The sequence below is a fragment of the Micromonospora sp. NPDC048835 genome, assembly GCF_040649995.1.
Classification (GTDB): domain Bacteria; phylum Actinomycetota; class Actinomycetes; order Mycobacteriales; family Micromonosporaceae; genus Micromonospora.
Map to the genome: position 1 here is coordinate 1 of NZ_JBEZGM010000028.1, position 20,009 is coordinate 20,009.

Annotated in this window: 17 protein-coding genes; 10 read left to right on the forward strand and 7 right to left on the reverse strand. The window is 71.4% G+C overall.

Annotated features, from left to right (window positions below; genetic code table 11):
- Nucleotides 1-110: 110 nt before the first annotated feature.
- Nucleotides 111-1,289: an alcohol dehydrogenase catalytic domain-containing protein gene (locus AB0C15_RS26480; protein ID WP_357356286.1), complete on the reverse strand. Its 1,179-nt coding sequence runs from the start codon at nucleotides 1,287-1,289 to the stop codon at nucleotides 111-113.
- A gap of 123 nt (nucleotides 1,290-1,412) precedes the next feature.
- Here AB0C15_RS26480 and AB0C15_RS26485 point away from each other — a divergent pair, with 123 nt between their 5' ends.
- Entirely contained in the window at nucleotides 1,413-1,991 is a 579-nt protein-coding gene (locus tag AB0C15_RS26485) for a TetR/AcrR family transcriptional regulator (RefSeq protein ID WP_357356288.1), read from the forward strand.
- Between the two features lie 2 nt (nucleotides 1,992-1,993).
- Nucleotides 1,994-2,824 (forward strand): alpha/beta fold hydrolase, encoded by an 831-nt coding sequence (locus tag AB0C15_RS26490; RefSeq protein ID WP_357356290.1) that lies wholly within the window; start codon nucleotides 1,994-1,996, stop codon nucleotides 2,822-2,824.
- A gap of 5 nt (nucleotides 2,825-2,829) precedes the next feature.
- On the opposite strand, the gene AB0C15_RS26495 is transcribed toward AB0C15_RS26490, so the two are convergent.
- From AB0C15_RS26495 to AB0C15_RS26505, 3 genes are all read right to left on the reverse strand, one after another.
- Nucleotides 2,830-3,222, reverse strand: coding sequence for a PPOX class F420-dependent oxidoreductase (locus AB0C15_RS26495; RefSeq protein ID WP_357356292.1), 393 nt, complete (start codon nucleotides 3,220-3,222; stop codon nucleotides 2,830-2,832).
- 200 nt (nucleotides 3,223-3,422) lie between these two features.
- Nucleotides 3,423-3,653: a 4-oxalocrotonate tautomerase family protein gene (locus AB0C15_RS26500; protein WP_357356294.1), complete on the reverse strand. Its 231-nt coding sequence runs from the start codon at nucleotides 3,651-3,653 to the stop codon at nucleotides 3,423-3,425.
- Between the two features lie 28 nt (nucleotides 3,654-3,681).
- A complete protein-coding gene (locus AB0C15_RS26505) occupies nucleotides 3,682-4,398 on the reverse strand; it encodes an SDR family oxidoreductase (RefSeq protein WP_357356296.1) in 717 nt (238 codons plus the stop codon).
- A 68-nt stretch (nucleotides 4,399-4,466) separates the two neighbouring features.
- On the opposite strand from AB0C15_RS26505, the gene AB0C15_RS26510 reads away from it, so the two are divergent.
- The 3 genes from AB0C15_RS26510 to AB0C15_RS26520 all read left to right on the forward strand — a co-directional run bounded on the left by AB0C15_RS26510 (nucleotide 4,467) and on the right by AB0C15_RS26520 (nucleotide 8,469).
- Nucleotides 4,467-5,084, forward strand: coding sequence for a TetR/AcrR family transcriptional regulator (locus tag AB0C15_RS26510; protein ID WP_357356298.1), 618 nt, complete (start codon nucleotides 4,467-4,469; stop codon nucleotides 5,082-5,084).
- 147 nt (nucleotides 5,085-5,231) lie between these two features.
- A complete protein-coding gene (locus tag AB0C15_RS26515; RefSeq protein WP_357356300.1) occupies nucleotides 5,232-7,013 on the forward strand; it encodes an ATP-binding cassette domain-containing protein in 1,782 nt (593 codons plus the stop codon).
- Entirely contained in the window at nucleotides 7,003-8,469 is a 1,467-nt protein-coding gene (locus AB0C15_RS26520; RefSeq protein ID WP_357356302.1) for an aminotransferase class V-fold PLP-dependent enzyme, read from the forward strand. The genes AB0C15_RS26515 and AB0C15_RS26520 overlap by 11 nt, the downstream gene beginning before the upstream one ends.
- Nucleotides 8,470-8,487: 18 nt before the next feature.
- Here the strand turns inward: AB0C15_RS26520 and AB0C15_RS26525 are convergent, their stop codons facing one another.
- A complete protein-coding gene (locus tag AB0C15_RS26525; RefSeq protein WP_357356304.1) occupies nucleotides 8,488-8,886 on the reverse strand; it encodes a hypothetical protein in 399 nt (132 codons plus the stop codon).
- A 389-nt stretch (nucleotides 8,887-9,275) separates the two neighbouring features.
- On the opposite strand from AB0C15_RS26525, the gene AB0C15_RS26530 reads away from it, so the two are divergent.
- The 4 genes from AB0C15_RS26530 to AB0C15_RS26545 all read left to right on the forward strand — a co-directional run bounded on the left by AB0C15_RS26530 (nucleotide 9,276) and on the right by AB0C15_RS26545 (nucleotide 13,505).
- Entirely contained in the window at nucleotides 9,276-10,532 is a 1,257-nt protein-coding gene (locus AB0C15_RS26530) for a family 16 glycosylhydrolase (protein WP_357356306.1), read from the forward strand.
- Nucleotides 10,533-10,691: 159 nt separating this feature from the next.
- Nucleotides 10,692-11,714 carry a DUF4331 family protein gene (locus tag AB0C15_RS26535; RefSeq protein WP_357356308.1) on the forward strand — a complete coding sequence of 341 codons (1,023 nt, stop codon included), beginning with the start codon at nucleotides 10,692-10,694 and terminating at the stop codon, nucleotides 11,712-11,714.
- 245 nt (nucleotides 11,715-11,959) lie between these two features.
- Nucleotides 11,960-12,505 carry a hypothetical protein gene (locus AB0C15_RS26540; protein ID WP_357356310.1) on the forward strand — a complete coding sequence of 182 codons (546 nt, stop codon included), beginning with the start codon at nucleotides 11,960-11,962 and terminating at the stop codon, nucleotides 12,503-12,505.
- A 16-nt stretch (nucleotides 12,506-12,521) separates the two neighbouring features.
- A complete protein-coding gene (locus AB0C15_RS26545) occupies nucleotides 12,522-13,505 on the forward strand; it encodes a hypothetical protein (RefSeq protein ID WP_357356312.1) in 984 nt (327 codons plus the stop codon).
- Between the two features lie 193 nt (nucleotides 13,506-13,698).
- Here AB0C15_RS26545 and AB0C15_RS26550 read toward each other — a convergent pair whose 3' ends face one another.
- Nucleotides 13,699-16,662, reverse strand: a complete 2,964-nt coding sequence (locus AB0C15_RS26550) for a fibronectin type III domain-containing protein (protein ID WP_357356314.1) — start codon at nucleotides 16,660-16,662, stop codon at nucleotides 13,699-13,701.
- A gap of 143 nt (nucleotides 16,663-16,805) precedes the next feature.
- Nucleotides 16,806-17,465 carry a M23 family metallopeptidase gene (locus AB0C15_RS26555; protein ID WP_357356316.1) on the reverse strand — a complete coding sequence of 220 codons (660 nt, stop codon included), beginning with the start codon at nucleotides 17,463-17,465 and terminating at the stop codon, nucleotides 16,806-16,808.
- Nucleotides 17,466-17,587: 122 nt separating this feature from the next.
- Here AB0C15_RS26555 and AB0C15_RS26560 point away from each other — a divergent pair, with 122 nt between their 5' ends.
- Nucleotides 17,588-19,993 (forward strand): PEP/pyruvate-binding domain-containing protein, encoded by a 2,406-nt coding sequence (locus AB0C15_RS26560; RefSeq protein WP_357356318.1) that lies wholly within the window; start codon nucleotides 17,588-17,590, stop codon nucleotides 19,991-19,993.
- Nucleotides 19,994-20,009 lie beyond the last annotated feature (16 nt).

Below are 20,009 nucleotides of genomic sequence, written 5' to 3' on the forward strand. Positions count from 1 at the left end.
GGCGGGGCGGGGGGCGGGGCGGGGGCGGGCGGGGCGGGGGGCGGGGCGGGGGGCGGGGCGGGGCGGGGGCGGGCGGGGCGGGGGGCGGGGCGGGGGGCGGGGCGGGGCGGTCAGGACGGGTTTAGTACTACCTTGATCACTCCGTCCTTACGGTGGTTGAAGCGGCGGTAGAAATCGGGGGCGTCGGCGAGGCTGCCGTGGTGGGTGACGATCATGCTGGGCCGCGCCCGGCCCGCGACGACCAGATCCCGCAGCAGGACGGTGTAGCGGCGGTCGTGGGTGCGGCCGAACCGGACCGCGACTCCCTTGCTGAACAGCGCACCCCAGGGCGCGACGATGTTCTCGTGGTTGTCCGCGCCGGGGCCGGGGTGCGGGTCCCGGTCCGGGTACACGCCGGCGACCGCGATCGCGCCAGCGGCGTTGACCAGCCGGGCCGCGTCGGTGATGACCTGGTTCGGACGCTCCCGGTCGGGGTGTTCCCGGTCGCGGGCCTGGAACCCGACCGCGTCGATGACCTTGTCGACTCCGCCGATCTTCTCCTCACCGAGGGGCAGCCCGGTCCGGGCTCGGTCGGCACGGATCTGCTCGACGGGGTCGCCGCGGCGGAAGTCGATCGGCACGGCGCCGATCTCGCCGGCCTTGTCGAGCCGGGCGTCGACGCCGTCGACGCAGTACACGACCCGGGCGCCGCGCAGCAGCGCCGAGTACGCGCCGAGCAGACCGACGGTGCCGGCGCCGAACACCGCCACGGTGTCGCCGGGCTCGACCTCGGCGAGGGTGGCGGCGGCGTGCCACCCGGTGACGAACGCGTCGGCGAGCAGCACGAAGTCGTCCTCGTACGCGTCCCCCGGCTCGCCTGGAAGGGGTACGCAGTTGGCGTCGGCCCACGGCACGCGCAGCAGGTCGGCCTGCGCCCCGCGGTACGGGCCCATGCCGGCGTATCCGTACGCCGCGCCCGGTCCCTCGGCGCGGGCCCGCAGGCAGGCCGCCGAGAGTCCGCGAGCGCACATCACACACGTGCCGCAGAACAGGTGGGTGGGGATCACCACCCGTGTGCCGGGCCGGACGGTCTGCACGGCGGCGCCCACCTCCTGCACCACACCCAGCGGCTCGTGACCGAGGACCAGACCGGGCTCGGCGCTGGTCCGCCCGTCGTACATGTGCAGGTCGGTGCCGCACAGGGCGGTGGAGGTGATCCGAACGAGCACGTCGGTCTCCGCCTCGAGCGTCGCGTCGGGCACCTCCCGCAGCTCGACCGCCCGGACGCCCGCGTACACGACGGCTCTCATCCCGGCTCTCCTGCTCGGCGGCGGAACGGCCGGTCTTCCCCCGACCGGGCCGTTCATGCCCGTCCCGGAGCGACGTGTATCTTAGGGTGCCTAAGTTATTTCCTAGCGAAGGATAGTTTCGACATGCCACGGCAGGGCCTGACCAGCGCGCGCGTCTCGGCTGCCGCAGCCGAACTGGCGGACGAGGTCGGGCTGGCGCGGTTGACGGTCGCGGCCGTCGCCAGGCACTTCGGGGTCACGGACGCCGCCCTGTACGTGCACGTCCGCAGCCGTGACGCCCTGATCGAGCACGTCGCGGTCCGGGCGGCCGCCACGTTCGCCGACGCGCTGGCGATCGCGGTGGCGGGGCGGGCCGGCCGCCAGGCCCTGGTCGGGTTCGCCGACGCCTGGCGCGCCTTCGCCGTCGCGCACCCCGGGCAGTACGCGGCGACCCAGCTTCAACTGCCGCCCGAGGTCGGCACCCAGTCAGCCGGGCACCTGCGCCTGATCGAGTTGAGCTACGCGACGCTGCGCGGGTACGGGCTCGACGAGCCGGCTCTGACCGATGCGGTGCGATTCGTTCGCAGCACCTTCCACGGCTTCGCGAGCCTGGAAACGGTCGACGGATTCGGGCATCCCCGCGCTGTCGACACGTCGTGGCAGTCGATCCTCGACGCGGTGCACACCGCGTTGTGCAACTGGCCAACCCAGGAACGGGAGTAGCAGTGAACAGCCACGATCAGTCGGTCCGCTCGGCCGACGGAACCCGCCTGGTGGTTCGGCGCCTGGGCGTCGGGGACCCGGTTGTCCTGGTGCACGGCTCTGGTGGCGGGCTGCACTCGTGGGCCGCCGTCGCGGAGCACCTCGCCCACGACCACGAGGTGTGGCTGCCGGCCCGGCGCGGGTACGGCCCCAGCGACGTTCCGGCCGGCATCAAGTCCTTCCCGGACGAGACAGCCGACCTGCTCGCCGTCGTCGAGGCGGCCCGCAGGTCCTCGGGCCGCCCGGTCCATCTCGTCGGCGCTTCCTACGGAGCGACGCTGGCGTTGCACACCGCCCGGACAGATCTGCCTGACGTACGCTCCCTGGCTCTCTTCGAGCCGCCGCTCTACGCGGCCGGGGCGGCTGTCGCGCCGCTGCTGGACAGGTACCGTGCCGCCTTCGAGCGCGACGACCCCGCCGCGATGGCGGCGGCCCTGAACGAGGTGACGCGGGTTCCGGCGAAGATCGTCGACGCGATGGCCTCCGGTCGTCGGGTGCCCGACCCGGTCGAGGCACGCCGCTCGGCGGTCGGCTGGTTGCACGATCTCGAGGCCCTCGCACAGGACAGCACGGACCTCACCCGGTGGTCCGCGATCGCCGTGCCGACCCTGCTGATGGCCGGCGCCGACACCTGGGAGCCGATGCCCACCACGATGAACGCCCTGGCGAGGGCGATTCCGTCGGCCCGCTACGTCGTCTGGTCGGGCCAGTCGCACTTCGTGACCATGACGGCACCGACCCTGGTAGCCGACGCGCTACGGCAGTTCTTCAGCGAGGTGGCCGCGGCCGCCTGACGCCGTCAGCCCATCGACCGCACCCGGTCAGGCTCGATGGTCAGGATGATCCGAACCTGGTCACGGCCGCCGAACCACGGGTACGGCCCACCGAGGTAGCGCTGGGCCAGCCGGTCGATGTGCTCGGCGGCGCCCTCGGTGCTGGTGCGCACCACCCGCCCCCGAACCTCGTGGTAGCGGCCCGGCTTCTGCGGGTCGGAGACCGCCACCGCCACTCGGGGATCCCGCCGGACGTTGCGGGTCTTCTGGTGGGTCTCCACCGTGTTGATCAGAATGTGCGTGCCGTCGGTGTCCACCCAGGTCTGGGTGAGCTGTGGCGAGCCGTCAGGCATCAGCGTCGTGACGAAGCAGGTGCTCGGCTCGCGCAGCAGCGTGAGCAGGTCCTCTGGCAGATCCACGGGTCGGTCTCCTTCCGGGTGACCAACCACGTGCTGATCACGCGTCAACGGTCGCACAACATGATCAGTGCCGCAGAGTGGCGACGGCCGGTGATCGACCGGCGCGCGATGAGGTCGCGCGCGGGTGTCTCACCGGCCGTCGCCGGGCAGGATCTTCGCGATCGAGGTGGACGTTCCGCAAGGCTGGCGGGCATCGGGTTCTACTGAGGTGCCTGTTGCCTGCGGAACTGTTCGACCGGGAGGCCACCGCGACCCCAGTTCTCGGTCTCGACCTCGTCGATCACCACGAAGGTCGACGTCAACGGCTTGTTGAGGACGTCGCGCAGCAGTTCACTCACCCCCTTGATGAGGGCGGCCTTCTCGTCGGCGGTCGCCGCGGTCGCGCCCGGGGTGCTGCCCTCGCGGGTGATCTGGATGGTCACGATCGGCATGGTCGCTCCTTCTCGCTCGGGCCCGGAATCAGTGACCGGCGTTCTGGCCACCGTCGACGTGCAGGATCTCGCCGGTGACGAACGGGGCGGACTCGAGGTAGACGACGGCGTCGACGACGTCGCTGGTCTCACCCATCCGGCCCACCGGGTGCAGGCCCGCAAGCGTCTCGTGCGTCTCGACCGGGTGCATCGGGGTCTTGATGACGCCCGGCGCGACGGCGTTGACCCGTACACCGCGACCCGCGTACTCGATGGCCAGCGACTTCGTCGCCGAGCTGAGACCACCCTTGGTCAGCGACGCGAGCACCGACGGAACGTTCGAGTTGGGCTGGTCGACGAAGCTGGTCGTGATGCTGACGATGTGACCGGCGCCGCTGTCCAGCAGGTGCGGCATGACGCGCCGGGTGAGGTGGAAGAAGCCGGCGAGGTTGATCGCGGTGACCTGGTCGAAATCCTCGTCGGTGTAGTCGGTGAACGGCTTGGCGACGAAGACGCCGGCGTTGTTCACCAGGGTGTCGATCCGCCCGAACCGGTCCAGAGCGGCACGCACCACCCGCTCGGCCGTGTCGGCGTCGGCGATGTCGCCCCGAACGGTGACGATCTCCGGGTCGTTGGAGGCGCTGATCGAGCGTGAGGTCGCCACGACGCCGTACCCGAGCTTGCGGTAGGCGTCCACGAGACCGGCACCGATGCCCTGCGAGGCGCCGGTGATCACAACGACCTTCTGTCCCTGAGCGCTGTTCATGACAAGACCACTTTCACTAGACGACTGGTCTACTAAAAGCTAGACGACTGGTCGTGTATCGTCAAAGCATGGGACGGACAAGTGACGCGAAGAACAAGATCCTCGACGCGGCCGCCTCGCTGATCGAGCAGCGCGGCTACACGGCCCTCGGCGTCGCCGAGATCTGCGCGGCGGCCGGGGTGCCGAAGGGCAGCTTCTACTACTTCTTCGAGTCCAAGCAGGCGCTCGCCCGCGCCGTGATCGACGCGCACTGGGTCACCCAGCGCCGCCAGTGGGAGCAGGTGCTCGGCAGCGAGCGCGACCCGCTCCAGCGGCTCCGCGACCTGTTCGAGGCCACCGAGGAGGTCCAGCGCGTCGGCCAGCAGAATGCCGGCGTGGTCGCGGGCTGCCTGTTCGGCAACCTCGCCCTCGAACTCAGCAACCAGGCCGAGGAGATCCGCGGGCGACTCCAGGAGATCTTCGAGGAGCAGATCGGCCTCATCGAGCAGGTCGTCACCGAAGCGAAGGAGCGCGGTCTGGCCGGCCCGTCGGTCGACACCCGGGAGGCCGCCCGATCGATCGTCGCCCAGATCGAGGGGCGGGTCCTGCTCGCGAAGCTGCTCAACGACCCGACCCAGTTGGAGACGCTGTGGCGCAACTGCCTGGATCTCCTCCAGGTGCCGGCGCAGGCGCGGGACCAGCACTGACTGAGGTGCCCGCGCAGGCGGACCAGCACTGACTGAACGGACGACGGTCGCTGACCGTCCACTGCGGGCGTACTGCGCGGTCGCTCAGTAACATCGGCGGGGCACGATTTGCAGGCGGACCCCTCCCGACCGGATCGAGCAGTCGACATGACGACCGAGCAGACCACGTCTCCCCCGCGCGCCGGTGTCGGCATCGCCGCCCAGGGGCTCACCCGCAGCGTCCGGAGCGGTCGCCAGATCCTGGCCGACGTCTCGCTGAGCATCGTGCCGGGCGAGCTGGTAGCGATCATCGGTGCCAGTGGCGCCGGCAAGACCACCCTGCTGGAGGTCCTCGCCGGGATCCAGCGACCGACGACGGGCACCGTGACGTACGACGGCACCGCCGGGGCCGGCGCGATCGGCGTCGTTCCACAGGACGACATCATCCACCGCGAACTGCCGCTGGCCCGTACCCTGCGGTACGCCGCCCGGCTGCGCCTGCCCGCCAGCACCGGGGCGACCGAGATCAGTGCCCGGGTCGCCGAGGTGCTCGCCGAACTGCGACTCACCGACCGGGCCGCCACGCCGGTCGGGCTGCTCAGCGGTGGTGAGCGCAAGCGCGCCAGCATCGCCGTCGAGTTGCTCACCCGGCCCGGTGTGTTCTTCCTGGACGAACCCACCTCCGGGTTGGACCCGGCAATCGCCGTGGAGTTGCTCCGGGTGCTCCGCGCGCTCGCCGACGCGGGAGCGACGGTCGTGCTGACCACCCACCAGGTCACCGACGTGGACCACTGCGACCGGGTCGTCGTGCTGACCCGTGCGGGCCGCCTGGCGTTCAGCGGCTCCCCGGCCGCCGCCCGGGAGTTCTTCGGCCTGAGGTCCCTCGTCGAGGTGCACCTCCGGCTCGACGAAGCGACGCGACCCACCGAGTGGCCCGACCGTTTCGCCACGCAACGTACGACCGAGCAACGTCCGACCGAGCAGCAGCCTGCGACCGCGCAGCGTACGACCGAACGGCCCGCGGCCGAGCAGCCTGCGACCGCGCAGCGTACGACCGAACGGCCTGCGGCCCGCACGGCCGACGACTGCGGTCTCGCCGCGACGCCGACGCGACGGGTCGGCCGGCTGCGCCAGTGGGCGGTCCTCACCGCCCGCAACGCGGAGATCGTCGCGCGCAACCGGCTGACCCTGGCGATCCTGCTCGGCTCCCCACTGATGGTGCTCGGCATGTTCGCGCTGCTGTTCCGCCCGGGGGCGTTCGAGCCGACCACCCCCAGCCCGACGGTGACCGTGATGATCCTGTTCTGGATCGCGTTCGGCGGCTTCTTCTTCGGGCTGACCTACGGGCTCCTCCAGATCTGCACCGAGCTGCCGGTCCTGCGCCGGGAGCGGCTGGCCGGGGTCCGGCTGGCCCCGTACCTGTTGGCGAAGGTGGCGGTGCTCCTGCCGCTGCTGGCCCTGGTCGACCTGGCGCTGCTCGGGGTGCTGCGCGGCATGGACCGGCTGCCGCCGGTGGGCGGCAGCGACTTCGCCGCCCTGTACGCGACCCTGCTGCTCTCCTCGGCGGCAGCGCTCGCCCTCGGCCTGCTGTGCTCGGCTGCCGTCTCCGACGCTGCCCAGGCGACGCTCATGCTGCCGATGCTGTGCTTCCCCCAGGTGCTGTTCGTCGGTGCGATCCTGCCGGTGCCGGCCATGGCGGTCGGCGGGCAGTGGCTCAGCTACGCGATGTCGAACCGGTGGGCGTTCGAAGGGCTGGGGCACACCGCCGGGGTGGAGAGACTCTGGCGCGACGGCGGTTCCCCGCTCGGCCCGCCGCTGCTCGCCACGTACGGCGAGAGTTTCTCCCGGCCGGTGTGGGTCGACTGGCTGGTCCTCGGCGGGTTCGTGCTGCTCTTCCTGGGTGCGGCCTGGGCGGTCCTGCTCCGACGGGACCCCCGTCGTGCGTCCTGAGCCGGGCGCGCACGCCTCCCCCACCACGCTGCCGGGGTACGCCGCCACCGGCCGGATCGACGAGCTGCGCGCCACCGAGTACCGGCACCTGGACACCGACGGGCAGGTGTACCTCGACTACGCCGGGGCCGGGGTGGCGGCTCGGGCCCAGATTCGCGCCCACCACGACCGGCTGCTCGCCGGCGCGTACGGGAACCCGCACTCGGAGAACCCCACGAGCGTGGCGGCGGGTTCGCTTGTGGAGTCGGCGCGACGCGCGGTGCTCGAATTCTTCCGCGCCGACCCAGCCGAGTACACGGTCGTCTTCACCCCGAACGCCAGCGGCGCCTGCCGGCTGGTCGGCGAGGCGTACGACTTCGGTCGGGCCGCGCCGCTGGTGCTGACCTGGGACAACCACAATTCGGTGAACGGCATCCGCGAGTACGCCAGGTCGGCCGGCGCCACCGTGCGCTACGTGCCGCTGAGCGGGCCGGAGCTGCGGGTCGCCGAGTCGGAGCTGGTCGCGGCGCTCGATGCCGGCCGGGGCGGCCTCGCCAGTCGGTGGGGTCGGCCCGGCCGTCGCGGGCTGTTCGCCTATCCGGCGCAGAGCAACTTCTCCGGCGTGCAGCACCCGCTCGACTGGGTGGAGCTGGCCCACCAGCGGGGCTACGACGTGCTGCTCGACGCCGCCGCCTTCGCGCCGACGAACCGACTGGACCTCAGCGTCGTCAGGCCGGACTTCGTCTGCCTGAGCTGGTACAAGCTCTTCGGCTACCCCACCGGGGTCGGCGCGCTGCTGGCCCGCCGCACGGCGCTGGCCCGGTTGCGGCGGCCGTGGTTCGCCGGCGGCACCATCCGCGCGGTGAGCGTGCAGGGCGACTGGCACCGGCCGATGGACGACGAGACGGCGTTCGAGGACGGCACGCTCAACTTCCTGAGCATCCCCGACGTGGAGTTCGGGCTGCGCTGGCTCGACTCGATCGGCGTGGACGTCGTCCACTCCCGGGTCGGCCTGCTCACCGAATGGCTGCTGGCGCGGCTGGGCACCCTGCGACACGACAGCGGTGGAGCCCTGGTGCAGGTGTACGGGCCGACAAAGGGTGCGGGGCGCGGTGGCACGGTGACGTTCAACCTCCGTCACCCGGACGGCACGCTCGTCGACGAACGGCTCGTCGCACGGGAGGCGGCGGCGGCCGGCTTCTCCCTGCGTACCGGCTGTTTCTGCAATCCCGGCGCGGGCGAGGGCGCGTTCGGCATCAGCCGGTCGTCGACACGACAGCGGCTGTTGGAAAGGGTCGGCACGATTGACCAGTACCTCGCCGCGCTGCGTCTGCCGACGGGCGGCGCGGTGCGTGTCTCGTTCGGACTGGCCTCCACGGCGACCGACGCGGAACGCTTCGTCGCCTTCGCGCAGTCGACCTACCTCAACCGCGACGTCGGTGCCGGGTCACCCCTGCCACCTCGGCTGCGCTGTTGACCTGCCCGCCCGCTGCGGCTAGCCGACCTGGGCCACCGGCGACGGGCGGTGCTTGATCTCCTCCATGAACGGGAACCGGACGGTCAGCTCGGCGATGGTCAGGCCGGCCCGCCAGGCCGCCGCCACCTGGGCGACCTTCAGCAGGTCCATCACGTCACCGCGGGCGAGGACCTCTCCCGAGACGCGAAGGTCGATCATGAAGTATCGGGCCTGCGAACCCAGCCCGACGCACACCACGCCCTCGTCGGAGTGCAGTTCGGCGGAGGTGAACCGGGCCCGCCCCTGCTCCGGTGCGGTCACCCGGCCGACGTCGAGCCCGTGGCGGGTGGCGGTTTCGATGAGCGCGGGGGCAAGGCCACCCCGCTCGACCAGATCCGGGTAGAGGCGCACACCCAGCGCCGTCGAAGCCTCGCTCATGACTGACTCCCACTTCCTTGTGACAGAGACCAGCAGCGCGCAGGTTACGGGAACGTTTCCAGCACGCCTCGCCATCCTGTCCCGGGTGGACGCCCCACGGCAATAGGAAGGGTCGATTCGACCGCCATCGAGTAGCCCCGGCTCTCGCCGACCTCCGTCGATGGGCGCGCCGAAACCCTGAGACGGTCAGCGCCGTCCAACTCGGAGACACCGGCCGACGTCACCCCGCTGAGCGACACTCGCTCACTCGTCCGCATCGGGCGGTAACGGACGGTCGTGATATTGGAAACACTCTTGACAGAAAGACACGATATCAACATGCTTCGCTATAGAGAGCGCTCTCTATCCTGGTAGATCCCCTCCACCGCCCCCACGCTGAGGAGCCTCCCGTGTTCACAGCCCGGCCCAGCCTCCGCTTCCGTCCCCTCGTACTCCTGGCGGTCGCGCTCGTCGCGACCACGACGGCGCTCGTCGTCCCGGCGCACCCCGACCGGGCCGAGGCCGCCATCGGCCCGATCAGCTGGCAGGACGAGTTCAACTCCCCGGCCGGTACGCCCGTCGACCAGAACAAGTGGCGGTTCGACACCGGCGGCGGGGGCTGGGGCAACAACGAGCGGCAGTACTACACCAACAGCACGAGCAACGCCGTCCACGACGGCCAGGGCAACCTCGTCATCACCGCCCGCCGGGACAACCCCGCCAACTACCAGTGCCACTACGGGCGCTGCGAGTACACGTCGGCGCGGTTGCTGACGGCGGCCACCTTCACCCAGACGTACGGGCGCTTCGAGGCCCGGATCAAGATCCCGCGCGGTCAGGGCATCTGGCCGGCCTTCTGGATGCTCGGCACCGGCGGCGGTTGGCCGGACGCGGGCGAGATCGACGTCATGGAGAACATCGGCCGGGAGCCCAACACCGTCTACGGCACCGTGCACGGGCCCGGCTACTCCGGCAGCGGCGGCATCACGGGCAGCCGTACCCTCGGCGCGCCGCTCGCCGACACCTTCCACACCTACCGGGTGGACTGGGAACCGAACGTGATCACGTGGTACGTCGACGGGGTGCAGTACCACCGGGTCGACCCGGCGCGCCTCGGCGGCAGCCGCTGGGTGTTCGACCACCCCTTCTTCATGATCCTCAACGTGGCGGTCGGTGGTAACTGGCCCGGCTACCCGGACGGCTCGACCCAGTTCCCGCAGCAGATGCTCGTCGACTACGTCCGGGTGTCCAGCTACACCTCAGGCGGGGGTGACCCGGCTCCCGGCACCAGCCGGATCCGGGGTGCGCAGAGCGGTCGCTGCATCGACATCCCCGGCGCCAACCCGGTGGAGGGCGCCAAGCTCCAGATCTGGGACTGCAACACCACGGCGGCCCAGAGCTGGACCTTCGCCTCCGACGGGACCGTCCGCGCGATGGGCAAGTGCATGGACCCGGCCTGGGCCGGCACCGCCAACGGCACCGAGGTAAATCTGGTCAGCTGCAACGGCAACACCGCGCAACGCTTCACCCTCAACGCCGCCGGCGACCTGGTCAACCTCAACGCCAACAAGTGCGTGGACGTACGGGAGGCCAACCCGAACAACGGCGGCAAGCTGCACCTGTGGGAGTGCCTCGGCGCCGCCAACCAGAAGTGGTCTCGGATCTGACGAACCGGCACGATCTCGTGGGCCGTCCGAGGACAACTCGGGCGGCCCACCGCCGTGCGGCCCCCGCTCCCGACCGGATTGGCGCGATGGGCCGAGAGCCGGACTCACGCCCACTATGTTCGGATTAGTCCAGAATCCGGCAGTTCCGGGAGTGAGCTCATGTCGCACCACCTCGATACCCCCCTCGCCGCCCAGGGCGGCCAGTTGTACATCGACGACCTGTACGTCTTCGACGGCGACCGGGCAACGGTGTTCGTGATGGACGTCAACAGCTCGGTGACCAAGGCCGACATCAAGCGCGGCTTCCACGCCGAGGCACGCTACGAGATCAAGATTCACATCAACGGCGCCGAGATGGAGGATCTGACCTACCGGTTCGCCTTCGGCGAGCCGGACGGCGACGCGCGGCAGACCCTCCAGCTGTACGAGCTGACCGGCGCGGACGCCCGCGACGACGCCGCGATGGGTACCCCGATCGCCGAGGGACGGACCGGCGAGGTGACCACCGGCGGCAACGTCCGGATCTGGGTCGGGCGGATCACCGACCCCTTCTTCGTCGACCTCGACGAACTCGCCACCATCAACGGCGCGGTCAAGAACGGTTCGCCGGTGGACCGCTCGGCGTGGCGGGTCGACCAGGCGAAGAACAGCTTCGCCGGCACCACCGTCGAGTCGATAGTTCTCGAGGTCTCCCACGACGAGCCACTCCTGCGCGACGGCACCGAGATCGGCGTGTGGTGCCGCACCATGCTGGCCACCGACGCGGGTGGATGGCGGCAGATCAACCGCGCCGGGCACCCGATGATGTGGCCGATCTTCTGGCCCCACGACACCGACTTCTCCGACCCCGCCAACTTCCGGCACCCCGGCAGCGACCTCACCGAGGGCGGCGAGGAGATCGCCAACGCGGTCGCCGGGGTCGTCAAGGCCAACGGCACCGCGCCGGACCCACAGGCGTACGGCTGGAGCGTTGCTCGGCAGCTCTACCCGGACCTGCTGTCCTACACGGTCGGTACCGCCGCGAACTTCGGCTTCGCGATCCGCAACGGCCGGGCCCTGGCCGACAATGCACCCGAGGTGATGTTCTCCCTGGTCCTCAACACCGGCACCACGTCCGGTCTCAGCTCGGAGGTCACGAAGGCCGCCCGTTCGGCCACGTTCCCGTACGTGGTCGCGGCCTGAATCCGCTCGCGGCGCTCGGCGGCCAGCACGCCGCCGGGCCCCTGCCGTGCCCGCCCTCCGCACGAGCCCAGCACGCGCGCAGCGGGCCACCATGATCGCGCACACACGACGCCACGACATCCAGGATCGAGCACGATCATCGAACGCCCACGGGTGATGCCCGCGCCATTCTGGCCCATATGGGCGTTTTGCGTAGTTAGTCTCTTAACTGCTTGTCAGGGTTCGTTTCGGACAAAGGAGACTTGATGCGTAGAAAGATTCTCGCGGGCATGGCCGGCGTCGCCGCCGTCGTCGCGCTTGCCGGGCCGGCCGCCGCGGACACCACCGGGGACACGATCGTGACCCTCACCGTCGACGCCGCAGGTGGCCTGTCGATCACCGTACCGGCGACGGCGAACATCGGACACGGCGTGGAGGGCTCCACCGTCACCGGTCAACTCGGCCCGGTCACCGTGCTGGACCAGCGCGGGTCGCTCACCCCCAACTGGACCGCGAACGTCATCTCCACCGACTTCGTAACCGGCGGTGGCTCCTCCGGCGAGACGATCCCGAACATCAACGTCCTCTACTGGTCCGGCCCCGCCACGGCGACCGCCGGCGGTGGCACCTTCACACCGGGTCAGCCCACCGCGGCCCAGCAGGTGATCATCAACGTCCCCCGGACGGCGATGAGCCACACCGGCGGCACCGGCAACAACTTCGCCACCTGGAACCCCACCCTGGTGGTGAACATCCCCGTCGGCACCGTCCAGGGTGTCTACACCGGGACGGTGACACATTCGGTGTTCTGAGCCGCTCGGCCGGCTGGTGCTGCTGGCCTCGGTCGCCCTCGTGGCGCTCGGGGTTTCGGCGGCACCAGCCGTTGCCGTGCGGGAGCAGCGACAGGACCCGGCCGACGAGGCCGCGATCAGCATCCGCATGCTGGACATTCCGGCCAGTCGGGTGCAGGATCCCCGCGCCCAGGTGTACATCGTGGACCACCTGAAGCCGGGGACGACGATCCACCGCCGGGTCGAGGTGCAGAACACCTCCGGCGAGACGCAGAAGATCGAGTTCTACTCGGGTGCGGCGTCGGTCGAGAACAACGCCTTCACCGTGCCCGAGGCACGCACGGGCAACGAACTCAGCGGGTGGATCCGACTCAGGACCGCCACGATGGAGCTGGGTCCGGGCGAGCGACGTCCGGTCGAGGTCGAGATCGCCGTGCCGAGGAAAGCGTCGAAGGGCGAGCGGTACGCCGCGATCTGGGCGCAGGTCACCAGCGCGAAGGAACGCACCGGAAATGTCACCCAGGTCCACCGGGTGGGCATCCGGGTCTACCTCGACATCGGTCCGGGTGGTGAGCCGCCGACCGACTTCCGGATCGACGGTCTGGCCGCGGAACCCGGCACCGGTGAGTTCCCGGTGGTCACCGCTAAGGTCACCAACACCGGCCAGCGCGCGCTGGACATGACCGGGACGCTGACGTTGCGCAAGGCGGCGGTGCAGGCCGGTCCGTTCAAGGTGACGAACGGCGTGACGATCCTGCCCGGCCAGAACGGGCAGGTGCGCATCGAGGTCAACCAGTCCCTGCCGGCGGGCACCTGGGAGGTGCACGCGAAGCTCGCCAGCGGCACCGTCGAGCGCACCGCGACCGGAACGATCGTCCTCCCCGTCGCCGCGCCGATGGCGGTCGCGACGTCGAGCGGGCCGAGTTGGCTGGTCTACACGGTTGGCGGGATCGCCCTGCTGGTGCTCGTCACCCTCGGTGGCTGGTATCTCGTCCGCCGAAACCGGATGCAGTTCGCCTGACGTCGTCACCCCTCGACACTGCCCGGCCGTTCCCCCCGGAGCGGCCGGGCAGAACTGTCCGACCGGGTCGATCATGGAGTTGTGGTGCCCGGCTCGGGCACCACAAGAATGGTTTGTCACCCACCACAACTCCATGATCGACGCCCGCAGGCGGCGGGCGCGACGGGCAGCCCCGGGGCCGGTCGGGGGGCGGTCAGATGACGGAGTGCGTGACGACCGCCGCGTAGGTGCCGACCACGACCCCGGACGGCAGCGTCACCCACAGGGTCGGGTTCCAGGTGGCGGTGTTCGGGCCCCCGGCCTGGCCGGACCACCCGGCAGCGGTACGCGGGGTGTTCAGCACCGCCCCGGGCTGCGGGACGAACGTTCCGACGCCGGTGGTCGCGACGGCCGCCCCGGAGGCGTACGTGATGTTGCCGTTGGGGATGGTCTCGCCGGCCGTGCCGGAGCCCGTGGTCAGGTTCGTGCTGGAGACGACGGTCACCCAGTTCCCGGAGAACGGCCCCCGGTCGTCGGTGACCGTCACCGGGCCGAGCTGGCCCGAGACACCTGTCGCGCCCGAGCTGACGGTGCCCAGCGCGGAGATCGCCGGGACGCTTATGGAGAGCCCGCCGAGCGGCGTGATGACCAGCTCCACCGGCCGGGTCGCGGACCTGTCGAACGAGTCGGTGACCCGCACGGTGAACGGGAACGTCCCGGCGACGGTGGGGGTGCCGGCGAGCAGACCGGTGACCGGGTCGAGGGTCAGCCCGGCGGGCAGGCTCCCGGCGCTCACCGCCCAGGTGTACGGGGCGGTGCCACCGGCCACCGTCAACTGGTACTGGTACGGCTCGTACGCCTTGCCGGGTGGCGGCGGCGGGAAGGTGAGCGTGGGCGGCGCGTTGACAGTCACCGCCGCGGTGGGCCCCGACTGCGGGCCGGTCCCGGCGGCATTCGTCGCGGCCACCCGGAAGGTGTACGTGGCGCCGCCGGTCAACCCGGTGACGACCTGGGTGGTGGCGGTTCCGGTGAACGTCTGCGGCGCCTGGGCCACACCGTTCAGGTAGGGCGTCACGGTGTAACCGGTGATCGACGACCCCCCGTTGGCGGGGGCCGTCCAGCTCACCCGGGCGGCGTTGGTCCCGGCCGTGGCCGAGGCGTTCGTCGGCGCGCCCGGCAGGGTGTACGGGACCACCGCCGCCGAGGGCGGGCTGGCCGCGCCGGTCCCGAACGCGTTCACCGCCGCGACCTGGAAGGCGTACGACGAGCCCGCGGTCAGCCCGGTCAGGGTGCGGCTGGTGGTGGAGGCGTCGAACGTGAGGGTCGGTTGGGTGACCCCGTCCCGGATCGGGGTGATCAGGTAGCTGGTGATCGGGCTGCCGTTGTTCGCCGGCGCGGTCCAGCTCACGGTGGCGCTGGTGACGCCGGCGACCGCGGTGGGCGTGGTCGGCGTGCCGGGCGTGGACGCGTACACGAAGTTCGCCGACCCGGCCGAGCCTCGGGTGACGACGCTGACCGTGACCGTCGCGGGGCCGGACCGGGCGGGCATGGAGGAGACGGCGAGGGTGCCGTTGGGGTTCACGCTGAAGCAGCCGGCGGCGGGGCCGGAGGTGCACGGCACCAGCAGCACGGACGTGCCGGCCTGCTGTTCGGCGGCCGTGCCGATGGTGATCGCGGTGGCGCCGGCGAGGTTGCTGCCGCCGACGGTGACCGGGATGCCCCCGGAGACCGAACTCTGGGCCGGGGTGACGGTGACGCCGCTGGGCGCGGTGGCCGGCGCGACAGGTGTGGTGCCGGTGGCGAGACCCGGGTTCGCGTCGATCGAGGACGAGGTCGCCACCGTCGCGGTCTGGATCTGCGTCGGCGTGACCCCGGTGCCGGTGACTGTCGCGACGACGGTGATGGGCGGCAGCGAGGTGCCGCCGGCGAACGGGCCGTTGCTGTTGGTGCAGGTGACGGTCTGGCCGGACGGTGCGGCGCAGACCCAGCCGGAACCGTAGGCGGCGCGTGGGACGACACCGGCGGGCACGGTCTGGGTGACCGAGATCGGCGACGGTTCGGTCGCGCCGGCATCGACCCCGGCCGTGATCGAGTAGGTGACCGGGTCGCCGGGCTGGGGGGCGGCGCCGACGGCGCTGGTCTGAGCCACGTTCAGGTCCGGCACCGGGTTGAAGCTGACCGCCCGGGCGTTGTCGACCTCGTGGAAGTCGGTGACCGAGCCGGTCGAGCCCACCCAGCCGAAGGCGACCTGCCGTGGATAGCCGCTGGGGGTCAGCCAGGTCGACGACGGGTACAGGCTCGGCGACACCACCGGAAGCGCGCCCTCCAGGGTTCGGGCGGAGCCGCCGACCGGGGTGAACCGGACCCGGTACTGGCCCGCCGGAGTGGTGATGCCGGTGTCGGTGGTGTACGGGGAACTGGTCGTGTTGATGACGACCTCGACCGGCACCACGGACGCCGCCCGGGTGCTGGCCCGCAGCGGGAGGGCGGGGGCCGAGGTGCTGCCGGCGGTGCTGTTGATCGCGCAGTAGCCCACGCTGTTGCGGCCCGGCCCACGGATCACCACCTGGCCGGGGACCCGCCCGCCGGTGGTCGAGATGTACGGCGGGTTCGTGCAGCCGGTGCCCTGGTAGGTGCTGTTGCTGTAGTTGCCGAAGACGTCCAGCCCGACGCCCAGGTAGCCGTTGGAGAGGCCCGCGGACACGCCGTTGAACGCCGCCGAGTAGCCAAGCGAGCCGCCGGGCTGGCCGAGGGTGGTCGGGGGTCTCGGGTTGGCCGGGTCCACCGCGGCCAGGACGAAGGCGAGGCCGTCCGCGCCCGGGTTGGTGCCGCCGTACTGGTAGGTGTTGAAGGTGACGTGCAGGCCCTGCGAGGTGGGCACGCTCACTGCCCCGAACACCCCGCCCTGGCGGGTGACGGCGGCAGGGGTGAGGCGCAGTTTGCCCGAGCCCTGCGGGTCGGTGGAGCTGGTGCAACTGAGCAGCGGGCCGGTGGTGGTGTTGCCGGCCGCGCTCAGGCAGGCGGCGTTGGTGGCGAGAACGCCGGGGACCGCTGGTACCGCCACCGTGCCGATGCCGTTCGCGGTGTTGTTGCGGAATGGCTGGTCGAACAGGACGGAGCCGGCTGCCGACGCCGGCAGCGGCGTGACCGCGAGCACTCCCACGGTCACGGCTGTCACCAGCGCTGCGATGCTGCTCGGACGACGCCGACCCCGAAACGACATGTCCACTCCCAGCTTTCACTTCAGTCCCGATCTGGACTATAACCCCCCAAAACGCCCATAATTCCCGTACTCGGAAGCTCGCCCCTTCACCGCGTTCCTCAGGAGACAGCCGGACAGTTGTTGCTCACCCGCCGGAGAATCTGTTCGCGTTCGTCGGTGGTGATGCCCGACGGCGCACCGTCGAAGTGGGTCTCGACCTTCTCCCAGCCACGCCGCTGCTCGTAGTGCAGATGCGGCGCGCCGGAGTTGCCGGTACTGCCGAGCCGCCCGATCTGGTCACCCTGCGCGACCTCCTGGCCGACCGTGACCAGTGGCGGTTCGAGCAGGTGCAGGTACTGCGTCTCCCACTTCCCCCCGTGGTCGATCTTGACCCAGTAACCGCCACCTCGACCCCGTGGACCCTCCGGGTTCTCCGGGTTACGACCACCGAGCGAGCCGTTGATGCCCGCCACGGTGACCGTGCCGGCGTACGACGCGAGCACCGGCCGCCCCCACGTCTCGCCCTCGACCGGGAAGAAGTCGACGTCGTAGTCGTCGTGACCGGGGTAGGTGCTGAGCTGCCACGTCTCGCCGCAGGTCACCGGCATCTGGAAGAGCGGGCGCGGCCCGGCCGGTCGCAGCATCGGCACCGCGACCACGGCGATGCCGAGGAGGGCCGCCAGCGCGACGAGCGCGAGGAGGATGCGGAGGGCACGACGTCGGGGGCGGCGGTGGGAGCGGGCGGTGCTGGGGCGGCCGGTCGTCACCGGCCCGAGCATGGCAGATGCCGGCAACCGCGTCGCCGCGAGGCCGCACCCCGGCGGCGGTGACATTGCAGTCGCATCGTGAACGAGATACGGTCATGTCCAATGCAGTTGTATTGCAACGAAGGTGGGCTGCCATGCACGTGATCGCACTGTCCGAGGTGACCGCCGCCATGACCGCTCTGGTCGGCGGCAAGGCGGCCGGGCTCGGCGAGCTGATCCGGCACGGCGAGCAGGTCCCCGACGGATTCTGCGTCACCACCGAGGCACACCGGCTCGGCGTCGTCCCCGTCGCCGAGGTCGTCGCCGCGTACGAGCGGCTCGGCGCGGGCCCGGTGGCGGTACGCTCCAGCGCCACCGCCGAGGATCTGCCGGACGCGAGCTTCGCCGGGCAACAGGACACCGTCCTCGACGTCACGGGCACCGCCGAGCTGATCGCCGCCATCGAGACGTGCTGGGGCTCGCTGCACAGCGACCGCGCGACCGCCTACCGCGACGCCCGGGGCATCGACCACGACACCGTGTGGATGGCCGTCGTCGTGCAGCGCATGGTCACACCGACGGTGGCGGGGGTGTTGTTCACCGCGAACCCGCTGACCGGTCGCCGCGACGAGATGGCTGTCGACGCCGCCCCCGGCCTCGGCACCACGGTCGTCGACGGCGCCGCGACAGTCGACCACTACGTGCTCGACGAGGTCACGCACGACGACACCGGCTGCCTGACGTCCGGGCAGCTTGCCCGCCTGCGCGCCGCCGGCGAGCGGCTGCAGACCCGGTTCGGCGGCCCGCAGGACGTCGAGTGGGCCATCGACGCCGACGACGTGCTGTGGCTCCTCCAGTCCCGACCGATCACCAGCCTGTTCCCCGCCCCGCCGCCGAGCGGGAAACCTCTCCCCCGGGTCTACCTGGAGTTCGGGCACGTCCAGGGCATGCTCCAACCGGTCACCCCGATGGGCATGTCGACGCTGCGGGCGCAGATCGCCGCGATGCTCGCCGCACTCGGGGTGCGGGTCGAGATCGTCGACATCGGCGGCCGCCTCTACGGTGACCTGACCGACCTCGCGCGCGACCGTTCGTCCCGCAAACGACTGGTGAAGCTCCTGGCGGTCGACTTCGGGCCCCGCGCCCAGGCCGTGATGCAGCACGTGCTTGCGGACCCCCGGTTCGCCCCGACCGGCGGCGGTGCCGCGCGCGGCGGGGCACCGGAGGCCGCGTCGCTGCGGACGGCCGGCCGCGCGGTGGTGGGGATCCTGCGGGCGCTGGCCCGTCCCGACGCCGCGCGGACCAGGATGTTCGCGGCGGTCGAGCAGTTGCGAGTACGCTCAGCCGCCCCCGCCGACCTGCGGACCACCGCCGACCGGCTGCGCTTCGTGCAGGAGCGCGACGGCGACGACGGCAGCGCCGACGCGATCATGTGGCCGATCGTCGCCGGCATGCTCGCCGCCGCGCTGCCGACCGCGCTGCTCAAGGGCGTCGCCGGCCCGGACGAGGTGCACGCCGTGCTGGGTGGCATGCCGCACAACGTCACCATCGAGATGGACCTGGCCCTGTGGCGGCTCGCCCAGGGCGCGGGCGAGCACCGACAGCTCCTGCTCGACACCCCACCGGCCGAGCTGGCCGCCCGCTACCTGCGCGGGGCGCTGCCCGACATCGGCCTGACGGCCTTCCTGAACGACTACGGCCACCGGGGCGTCGCCGAGGTCGACCTCGGGGTGCCGCGCTGGGCGGAGGACCCCACGCCGGTCTTCGCCGCGGTCGCCAACTACCTGCGGGTCACCGATCCGCAGCAGGGCCCCGACAAACGCTTCGAGCGGTCCGCCGCGGCGGCGGAGACGGCGCTACGGGAACTGGTCACCCGAGCCCGCCGTCGACGCCCGGTGCGGGGCCGGCTGGCCGGTTTCCTGTTGCGCCGGGCGCGATCGTTGGCCGGCCTGCGCGAGGCCGGCAAGTTCGCCGGGTTGTACCCGCTGCGGGAGACCCGACGCCAACTGCTGCTCATCGGCGAAGACCTGCACGGTTCCGGGCTGCTGAACCAGCCCGACGACATCATGTTCCTGACCCTCGACGAGGTGCACACCGTCGTACACCAGGGTGTCGACCTGCGTGGGACCGTGACCGCCCGACGGGCGGTGCACCGCCGGGAGCTGCGGCGGACGACGGTGCCGGTGGCGCTGCTCTCCGACGGCACGGACGTCGAGACAGTCCTGCCGGGGACGCCGGCCGACGACGGGACGCTCGCCGGAGTGGGTGCGTCGGCGGGCCGGGTGACCGGGCCCGCACGGGTCGTCCACGACCCGGGCACCGCCCACATCGAGCCCGGCGAGGTTCTGGTGGCCGCGACCACGGACCCCGGCTGGACCCCGCTGTTCCTCACCGCCGCGGCGCTGGTCACCGAGACCGGCGCGATCATGGCGCACGGCCCGACGGTGGCCCGGGAGTACGGCATTCCCGCGGTCATCTGCGTGCCGGACGCCACCCGGGCCATCTCCACCGGGCAACTCGTCACCGTGGACGGTGCCGCCGGGACCATCACCCTCCACTGACCGTCGGCCCCCGAGC

Coding starts and splice junctions, on each gene's coding strand:
- AB0C15_RS26540 (WP_357356310.1), top strand. CDS start 11,960: ATGCGTAGAAAGATTCTCGCGGGCATGGCCGGCGTCGCCGCCGTCGTC.
- AB0C15_RS26485 (WP_357356288.1), top strand. CDS start 1,413: ATGCCACGGCAGGGCCTGACCAGCGCGCGCGTCTCGGCTGCCGCAGCC.
- AB0C15_RS26510 (WP_357356298.1), top strand. CDS start 4,467: ATGGGACGGACAAGTGACGCGAAGAACAAGATCCTCGACGCGGCCGCC.
- AB0C15_RS26515 (WP_357356300.1), top strand. CDS start 5,232: ATGACGACCGAGCAGACCACGTCTCCCCCGCGCGCCGGTGTCGGCATC.
- AB0C15_RS26500 (WP_357356294.1), bottom strand. CDS start 3,653: ATGCCGATCGTGACCATCCAGATCACCCGCGAGGGCAGCACCCCGGGC.
- AB0C15_RS26555 (WP_357356316.1), bottom strand. CDS start 17,465: ATGCTCGGGCCGGTGACGACCGGCCGCCCCAGCACCGCCCGCTCCCAC.
- AB0C15_RS26480 (WP_357356286.1), bottom strand. CDS start 1,289: ATGAGAGCCGTCGTGTACGCGGGCGTCCGGGCGGTCGAGCTGCGGGAG.
- AB0C15_RS26505 (WP_357356296.1), bottom strand. CDS start 4,398: ATGAACAGCGCTCAGGGACAGAAGGTCGTTGTGATCACCGGCGCCTCG.
- AB0C15_RS26535 (WP_357356308.1), top strand. CDS start 10,692: ATGTCGCACCACCTCGATACCCCCCTCGCCGCCCAGGGCGGCCAGTTG.
- AB0C15_RS26525 (WP_357356304.1), bottom strand. CDS start 8,886: ATGAGCGAGGCTTCGACGGCGCTGGGTGTGCGCCTCTACCCGGATCTG.
- AB0C15_RS26560 (WP_357356318.1), top strand. CDS start 17,588: ATGCACGTGATCGCACTGTCCGAGGTGACCGCCGCCATGACCGCTCTG.